Source organism: Eubacterium pyruvativorans, from assembly GCF_900102225.1.
In the GTDB taxonomy this organism is placed as follows: domain Bacteria; phylum Bacillota; class Clostridia; order Peptostreptococcales; family Anaerovoracaceae; genus Aminicella; species Aminicella pyruvativorans.
This window is the reverse complement of sequence record NZ_FNBF01000013.1, coordinates 40,907-49,002: the sequence shown is the minus strand read 5'-3', so window position 1 is coordinate 49,002 and position 8,096 is coordinate 40,907. Positions and strand designations below refer to the sequence as shown.

Here is an 8,096-nt window from a genome sequence, read left to right as displayed (position 1 = left end):
CGAAGGAGAAGCTCGTCAGAATAGCAGAAGAACAGATCGCGCTTCTGGCGGCATGACTTTTGGCTGGCACATCGTCGCAGTTCTGTCAAGGAAACCTCTTCGAGGTGCATTCTGCATCCTTGACAGACCCGCTCCGGTGCGCCGGCGGTCAGGTAGTGGATGCAGGGCATCCCCTGCATCCAAAGATGCCTAAAGGCAATTTACACACAAATCAGGACTTGACTCTGGTGTTCAAGCGGCATGGTGCGGAAATGAAGTTTTTCGCAGATCCGCACCCCTTCCGATTGTGTCGCCCCCGTTTTTCGGCTGAATCGGCGGCAGGTGGGTGCGAAATCCGAAAATAATTGATTTTCGCACCCACCTGCCGCCCATCTCCGCCCATCTCCGCCCATGCAAAAAGCCCGGACGACGAAAAACATCGTTTTTCGTCGTCCGGGCATCGTCGTCCGGGCATCGTCCTCCGGGCACCGGTTCCCGCTTACTTTTCCGGCAGCAGCGCCTGATGAAGTTCCGCCGCCGTCCGCAGGATGGAGAACCGGTTTCGACCAGCCTCCCGGCGGATCACATCCTTTAGCTCCGGCTCGTCCCGGAACCCCCAGGTGACAATCAGACCATCCACCGCCGCATTCGCCGCAGTATGAATATCCACTTCGGAATCGCCGATATATACGGCGTCCTCCTTCGCAACGGCCAGCGTCTCCAGACAGCGGTCCACAGCGTCCGGCTCCGGCTTTCGGCGGATTCCCGGTTTCTCCCCTGCAATATAATCAAACAGATCCGGGAAGTAGTCCCGGATGAGGAGCTGCACGGCCGGGTCCGCCTTGTTGGAGATCACCGCCGTTTTCACCCCCGCGCTCCGCAGCGCCCGAAGGGTCTCCGGAACTCCGGGATACGGTCCGGTTTTCTCCCGGCAGTGGGCCTCATAGTAGGGCACGAATACCCGGAACACCCGCTCCCACTCCGCTTCCGCATTTTCCGGAACGCTGCGCCGGATCAGGTTCCGCATGCCGTTCCCCAGGATTTTCCGGATCTCTTCCCGGCTGCGAACCGGAAACCCGCATGTTTTGAGCCCGTAGTTCACTGCATCCGCCAGATCATCCAGGGTATCCAGCAGTGTTCCGTCCAGATCGAATACCGCCAGCCGGTACGGCAGCGAAGGCGCTTTCACTCCCCGTTCTTCCCGCACCGTCATTTTCGCTGCTCCAGATCTGCGAAGAACTGCTCATAATAATCGTCCTCGTAATCCAGCATCGGATCACTGTCTCCGCCGCCGTTCACACTCCGCTTCATCTGGGCATACATCGCCTCTCCCTCTGTCAGAAGATCCATTTCCGCAATCGGAAACCCCAGTTTCGTGCTCAGCCGGCAGAATTCTTCCATGGGCTCCTTTGTCTTCCTGGTCTCCTCCAGCTGTCTGCGGACACTCGGATCCGATGTGGCGAGCTGCATCAGCCCTGCCAGTGCAACACCTACTTCCATGATCATCCTTCCTTTCTTTTTTCACTCTATAAAAAAGGATAATGAGATTGGTGCCGGCTGTCAATTCCCCCGGAGCACCCGTTGTAATCCGATGTAGCAAAAAGATTCCTTAAAGATGAGTTAATTCGTTCTGAAAGATGAATATTTCATCTTTTTCTTTCGGTTTTTTCCGCAAGTAGACAAAACCCGAAAACTAACATATAATGCTCTAAAACCCGAAGCATCACGAACGAATCAGATCGTACGGGTGCGGGGTTTTTCAATGTTTATCACGGCGGCGGTGCGCGCCTTCAGCATCATCCATCTCCAACTCAGATGCTGCAGGCAGCAGGCGGACAGCCGGCCGGAAAACAGCAATCCTCTAACACAACAACCTCTTTATTTGTGTGCGACGGACTCACACCCCGCATACAGGGTGCGGCCACCGGCTCTCCACCGGCGGCCGCAGTCAGAGGCGTCCGGACCAGATCTGACTCACACAGACCCGGACGAAACCGATGATCAGAGCGGATTATTTCCGCTCTTTTTTTCTTGCCTTTTCGATCCGGTCCATCAGGCACCGGCGGAAACTGTACTCAATGTGGTGGATCATCACCGAGCGGGCCGTTTCCGGGTACCCGCTGCGGATGGCCTTGCAGATGGACAGATGCTGCGCCCCCAGAAGCCGCATCCCCTTCTCCTGATCCGCCCCCGTAATGAACTCCGCTGTCCGGATCGATGTATACCGGATGGAAGACTTGATGGCCTCATACATATCGATGATATATTTATTGTCCGTGGCATAAACAAGGGACTCGTGAAAATCGGCGTCCAGCCTTGCCCGTTCTGCCACCGGCACAGCCGATTCCGGATCCGATGCGCATTCTTCCCAGGCGTCCCGGAAATCCACAGCCAGTTTCTCCATGGCGCTCAGGTCGATGACCGGCGCCCGATTGGCGCAGATCATGGCGACTTCCGCCTCCAGCGAGGAACGGGCCTCAAACAGTTCCGCCAGTGATTCATTCGTAATGTCAAATACGTAGTAGTTGTGGTACTTTCCGTTATCTCCCACGGTTTCCGTCACCAGACCGTTATCCGCCAGGCGCTGAATCGCCGTGCTCACCGGCGTACCGCTGACCGCCAGATGTTCTGCGATCTTCGCCGTATTCAGCCGGGTATCCGGCTCCAGTTCGGAACTGAGGATCGCCTCTTCCAGCATCTGATAGACGATGTCACTGATCCGGGCGAACGGATTCTCCTCTTTCCGCCGTTCCAGTTCCTTCCGATCCAGCGACGTTGTCCCTAAATTCATTTTCACACCCATACACAACTTCCTCCATGCCGGCCGCATTCTCCCTTCGCAGCCGGCGGCTTATTCCGGCATATCGCTGGCGTGAAGCGCTTTCACCGCCAGCTCCCGATAGCCGGTCACGGCATGTTCCGGCGCCGTGATCCGGATCTTCCCGCCGAAGCGGAACACCCAGGCATAAAACGCCGGATCCGCCGCTGTCTCCACTCTGGCGATGAACCGGCCTGCCTGCCCGCCGCTGCGAGGCGGCATGCTGCATCTCAGTTCGGCTGCCTTACCGAACTGTTTCACTACGTCCTCTCTGGTGTCTTCAGCACATTCCAGTTCCACTGTAACCCGGGCTGCATCTCCATCCGCCCCGGAAACAGAATACGCCCCGGCCAGAGGTTCTCCTTCTTCCAGAAGTTCCCGGAACTTCTGCGCCTGGTATGTGCTGACAAAAGTCATCAGTTTGGCGGTCAGTTCTTCACTCTGCTCCGCCGTGATGACCTGAGACGCCATGATCGCATCGATCAGCATACTCATTTCCGGAACCGGTATCGTTCTCTCTCCCCAGTAATACTTGTTCGGGGAACTCTTCACGAAAACGATATCGATGCCGAAATCGATCAGCAGATCGATGTCACTCTTCAGTGTCTTCCGTTCCGTGGAACATCCCACACTGTTCAGATAAGCAATAATTTCATTCGTGTTCAGCGGATGATTCTCGTCGGTTCTCTCATAAAGCAGTTTCATCAGATAGAGAAACCGCTTCTTCATCACATTCGTTGTCATTCTTTCTAGCCCTCACTTCGACGGCGAATATCGCCTCTCCATTCATATAATTTTAGCAAAAACCGAGCCAAAATTGCGCCCAAATTGCGACTTTTCTGTCCTCCGGCCCGGATTCTTTCTCAAATCGAGAAAAATAATCCAAAACGCCAATCTTCCGGAACATAGTTCGTTTCCGGAGGACAAAATTAATAATTGCTCCCGTCCGTCCCCGGACGGATCTCCACCACATCTTCCAGCGGGATGACCGTTCCGTCCTCCAGTTCCAGCGTTCTGTTCTGCGGATCGAGCCGGCGCAGCCGGCCCCGGTTCTCCGCATAGGCTCCCCCCTCTTTCCGTTCATCCGGCTGAAACCGGACGATGGTCACCTGCCGGTCCGGCTGCGCCAGAATCCGGTGAAGGATCCGGTCCAGTTCCTCTCGCCGGTCCTCATCCAGAGACGGAGCTGCTTCCGTCTCCCGGGCAGTCTCCCGTACGGCCTCTTCATAGCCTGTCAGAGCAGCAAAAGGGGCGAACTGTGCCGCCCGCTTCTCCCGGGACATCCGCGCCCGGGAGGGCTCCGGATGTCTGACGTACAGAATATCACTGTATTTCCACGCCCCGTCGTTCCGATCCATTCCCGTCATGCTTTGTGTCCTCCGATCTGCCCGTTGCGGGCGATTGTCGTGGCCCCCTCCTCCAGGTCCATTCCCTTCAGCAGAGCATTCTTCCCGAACTTCTTCCGAATATCCAGAACCGCCTGCTGCTCCCGCTTCTCCCGTTCCCGGTCCTCTGCTTCCCGGGCGGCTTCCGCCTCCCGTTCGGCATAATCCGTGAAAAAATTCAGCTGCTCCGGTTCCGTCGCCCCCGCACCCGGGGATTCCTCCTCACCCAGGTGATTCGCAGTAATCGTAATCCGGCGGACCAGAAGATGAGGCTCCACAATCCGGTCATAGAGTCCCATCACCGTCTCGGTAATCTCCTTCGTGGATGCGGACCGGTGCGAAAGAGTTACCGTGCCGTGGGCGTGCTTCGGCACCACCCGGCCGTAACCGTCCGCCGCCAGCGGCCCGTGATACCACTTCCGGATTTCCGGATCAGTCAGACTCTCCCGGTCGTATCCGATGTCCAGAATCAGCTGATCGGTCGCCAGCTTCCGGTCCACCAGATCCAGCACCAGCATATCCGTCATTTCCCGGGTCACCAGTCCGGCGCTCTGAACATCATACGGACAGTGCAGAACCTGTCCCGTCCCCATACTGGTATCCTTCGGCCGATATGCCTTCACATCCGCCATGGTGCAGGGCTCCCATCCGAAACTGTGATCGATGAGAAGTTCTGCATTGACACCGAAGAGATCATACAGCAGCTGATCCCTTTCCAGTGCACACCGGGCCACATCCCCCATGGTATACATGCCATGAGCCTCCAGTTTCCGGGCATATCCCCGGCCCAGCCGCCAGAAATCCGTGAGCGGCCGGTGGTCCCACAGCGTCCTGCGGTACGAAATCTCATCCAGTACGGCGATCCGGCTTCCGTCCTCATCCGCCGGCTTATGCTTCGCCACAATATCCATGGCGATCTTCGCCAGGTACAGATTCGTGCCGATTCCCGCCGTGGCTGTGATACCGGTCTCCCCGAGCACCTCCGCCATCATATGACGGGCCAGTTCTTCCGCCGTCATACCCAGCGGCCCCAGATAATCCGTCACATCCATGAATACCTCGTCAATGGAATACACATGAATATCCGCTGCAGACACATAACGGAGGTAGATCCGGTAGATCTCCGTGCTGTACTTCATGTACAGCGCCATGCGGGGCGGCGCAGCCAGAAACCCCAGCTTCCTTCCCGGTTCCCGCCGGAGCTCTTCCGCATCTGTGCACGTCTCCCCCAGGGGCCTTCCACCCTGCCGCATCTGCCTTAGCGCATTAATTTCCTTCACCCGCTGCTCCACCTCGAAAAGCCTGGCCCTTCCCGAGATTCCGTAGGCCTTCAGCGCCGGAGACACCGCCAGACAGATGGTTTTCTCTGTCCTGGACCGGTCTGCCACCACGAGATGGGTGGTCATGGGGTCCAGCCCCCGCTCCCGGCATTCCACCGATGCGTAGAACGACTTCAGATCAATACAGATGTACGCCCTGTCCTTCACGCTTTCCCCACCCCTTTCGCAACAAAAGCAACAGCCCCCGGCCGCCCTGCTTCACATACATAGTTTACCATTTATCCCACTCCACAAAAAGGTACATTCCACCGCCTCAGGGTATGTATACACGAGATCCCCCCCGATGCCGCCTTTCCATTGTGTTTTTCCGGGAACATTCCATTTTCTGTTTGCGTGCCTCCCCTATCTATGCTATATTAATATTACTGTTTGAACTGAATACGGTCCATTAGCTCAGCTGGGAGAGCGTCTGGGTGACAACCAGAAGGTCACAAGTTCAAGTCTTGTATGGGCCACTTCGGATGTGAGCACACAGCTGTTGCAATTACAACGGTTGTGTGTTCATTTTTTTATCCTTTCAAGTTAGATAGTTTTAACGGCAACAACGCCCAGTTCATTGAAGCAGTCCAGGGACGAGCGGACATGAAAACAGGCCTGTTCGGTCTGAACCAAACGGCCTGCTGCAAATTTCTTTTTCTTGATTGTATCTTTAACAGGCGGAGCTACTGTTTTCCGCCGATTTTCTCGTATGGAATGTAATCCGGAAGGATTTCCCGGGTAATCTTCGACGCTGCCGCCCGGTCAGCCTCCGCCACCCTGACCACGTACACGGTCCGGTCAATCTTTCCCTCCGGTCCGAAGTCCCGGATGTCCATTTTCGCACCGCAGCCACCCACCGGTATTTCGTCCTCGTAGGAAGAGGCGCTGGCACGGATTCCCGCTTTCTTCAGGCCGTCCCGAAGCGCCCTCCAGTCCTCCTTCGTACCCTTGGATATGTAGATGATGGTTTTCTTCCTGAACAGCCCCATACACGCTCCTGTCCCCGGTATTTCGGTTAAATCACATAGAACCAGGCGTCCTGCTCCAGTTCCCGGTCTTCCTTCGTTTTCTTTCCTTCTGAATCGTATACCATCTCGTGGGTCTTGATCGTCACGGTTGTATGCGGCTCCACGGATTTCGTCACGAAAGAGTTGCCGCCAATGACGCTGCCTTCGCCGATCACGGTGTTTCCGCCCAGCACTGTGGCTCCGGCATAGAGGGTGACGTTGTCCTCGATCGTCGGATGACGCTTGGTTCCGTGCAGCTTGTGTCCCTCTTTCACGGACAGTGCTCCGATGGTGACCCCCTGATACAGTTTCACATGGTCTCCGATCACCGAAGTGGATCCCACCACGATGCCCACAGCATGGTCGATAAAGAAATATTTTCCGATCGTTGCGCCCGGATGAATGTCCACGCCGGTCTCCCTGTGGGCATACTCCGTCATCATGCGAGGCAGCAGCGGCACGTTCAGTTCGAACAGTGCATGGGCCAGACGGTAAACGGCGATGGCGTAGAGTCCCGGGTACGCCAGAACGATCTCATCCTTGCTGTTTGCCGCCGGATCACCGTCATAGAACGCCTGGATATCGGTATCCAGGTACTCCCGGATCGCCGGGATCTTGCGGAAATAGTCCAGGCACAGTTTCTGGGCGGCCCGCTTCCGAACGTATTTCTTCGTGCCGGCATACTGATCATCATAGAGCAGCGCCACTTCGATCTGCTTCCGCAGGTGGTACATGACATCCTCAATCAGCACGGACAGTTTCGTATGGGTATCCCGGGTGCGGTAAGCCTTCTCCCGGTAATATCCCGGGAACAGAATCATCATCAGTTCGTTGATGATTTCAACCACCACGCCCTGATCCGGCTGGTCGAAGGCGTTCATCTTGTCAATATCCCGCCCCTTGCTGTAATCTCCCAGGATCTCCTTCATGATCCCGTTGATTTCCACATTCAACGACTCTTCATCTATCTCTGCGCCGTCTTCACAAAAACGGCAGAGGTCATTCAGATCCAGCTTACTGATGTCTAACTTCGTCATTCGACAATCCTCCTGAAATTCTGCATTCGCCGGGCACTCCCCTGCCCCTGCATGGTCTCCACTATATTTCCGGTCTGTGCCGACCGAACGTATCTACTCTTTGATACCCCGTATCCCGGAGAGGTAACACAATTCAACGGATTAAATTCGCAAAGTTCCCACATTATTTATCCCGCTGAAGCGACCCGGTCCGCATCTGCGAAAATGTGCTTCTTCCCGTTCTTTCTCTTTACACACCGGGAGAAACCTGTTATAATGACGAAGTCGGTTCAATAGTCAGCCGAACCCATGCGGAAGTGGCTCAGGGGTAGAGCATCGCCTTGCCAAGGCGAGGGTCGCGAGTTCGAATCTCGTCTTCCGCTCCAATTTTTTTCTGATGATATGCTCAGATAGCTCAGTTGGTAGAGCAGTAGACTGAAAATCTACGTGTCCTTGGTTCAATTCCGAGTCTGAGCACTTCAGCCTTCCGGTTTTCCGGAAGGCTTTTTATTTATTTTTGTCATTACCCAAAAAAAAACGATAGGGAGGGACTCCCGAAGGAGTCCCTCCCT

8 protein-coding genes and 3 tRNA genes are annotated in these 8,096 nt (G+C 55.6%); 3 read left to right on the top strand and 8 right to left on the bottom strand.

The annotated features are described in order from the left end of the window. Window positions 1-478: 478 nt before the first annotated feature. The 6 genes from BLQ24_RS06005 to BLQ24_RS05980 all read right to left on the bottom strand — a co-directional run bounded on the left by BLQ24_RS06005 (window position 479) and on the right by BLQ24_RS05980 (window position 5,669). Complete coding sequence (locus BLQ24_RS06005) at window positions 479-1,192, bottom strand: HAD family hydrolase (protein ID WP_242869600.1); 714 nt, start codon at window positions 1,190-1,192, stop codon at window positions 479-481. Next, window positions 1,189-1,479 carry a hypothetical protein gene (locus BLQ24_RS06000; protein WP_090163690.1) on the bottom strand — a complete coding sequence of 97 codons (291 nt, stop codon included), beginning with the start codon at window positions 1,477-1,479 and terminating at the stop codon, window positions 1,189-1,191. The genes BLQ24_RS06005 and BLQ24_RS06000 overlap by 4 nt, the downstream gene beginning before the upstream one ends. 511 nt (window positions 1,480-1,990) lie before the next feature. Continuing rightward, window positions 1,991-2,782, bottom strand: a complete 792-nt coding sequence (locus BLQ24_RS05995) for a GntR family transcriptional regulator (protein ID WP_173451915.1) — start codon at window positions 2,780-2,782, stop codon at window positions 1,991-1,993. A 48-nt stretch (window positions 2,783-2,830) separates the two neighbouring features. After that, window positions 2,831-3,541: a WCX domain-containing protein gene (locus BLQ24_RS05990; protein WP_090163676.1), complete on the bottom strand. Its 711-nt coding sequence runs from the start codon at window positions 3,539-3,541 to the stop codon at window positions 2,831-2,833. 185 nt (window positions 3,542-3,726) lie between these two features. Then, window positions 3,727-4,164: a YolD-like family protein gene (locus BLQ24_RS05985; RefSeq protein ID WP_090163674.1), complete on the bottom strand. Its 438-nt coding sequence runs from the start codon at window positions 4,162-4,164 to the stop codon at window positions 3,727-3,729. Beyond that, a complete protein-coding gene (locus BLQ24_RS05980; protein WP_090163672.1) occupies window positions 4,161-5,669 on the bottom strand; it encodes a Y-family DNA polymerase in 1,509 nt (502 codons plus the stop codon). The genes BLQ24_RS05985 and BLQ24_RS05980 overlap by 4 nt, the downstream gene beginning before the upstream one ends. A 235-nt stretch (window positions 5,670-5,904) precedes the next feature. Between BLQ24_RS05980 and BLQ24_RS05975 the strand changes: the two genes are divergently transcribed. After that, window positions 5,905-5,977 (top strand) — tRNA-Val (locus BLQ24_RS05975). Between the two features lie 207 nt (window positions 5,978-6,184). Here BLQ24_RS05975 and BLQ24_RS05970 read toward each other — a convergent pair. Continuing rightward, window positions 6,185-6,490 (bottom strand): hypothetical protein, encoded by a 306-nt coding sequence (locus BLQ24_RS05970; protein WP_173328097.1) that lies wholly within the window; start codon window positions 6,488-6,490, stop codon window positions 6,185-6,187. 26 nt (window positions 6,491-6,516) lie between these two features. Next, window positions 6,517-7,545 (bottom strand): serine O-acetyltransferase EpsC, encoded by a 1,029-nt coding sequence (gene epsC, locus BLQ24_RS05965; RefSeq protein WP_090163670.1) that lies wholly within the window; start codon window positions 7,543-7,545, stop codon window positions 6,517-6,519. 290 nt (window positions 7,546-7,835) lie between these two features. Between epsC and BLQ24_RS05960 the strand changes: the two genes are divergently transcribed. Together BLQ24_RS05960 and BLQ24_RS05955 are read left to right on the top strand one after the other, a co-directional pair. Next, a tRNA-Gly gene (locus BLQ24_RS05960) sits at window positions 7,836-7,910 on the top strand. A gap of 18 nt (window positions 7,911-7,928) precedes the next feature. Beyond that, window positions 7,929-8,001: transfer RNA gene (locus BLQ24_RS05955), tRNA-Phe, on the top strand. Window positions 8,002-8,096: the final 95 nt, after the last annotated feature.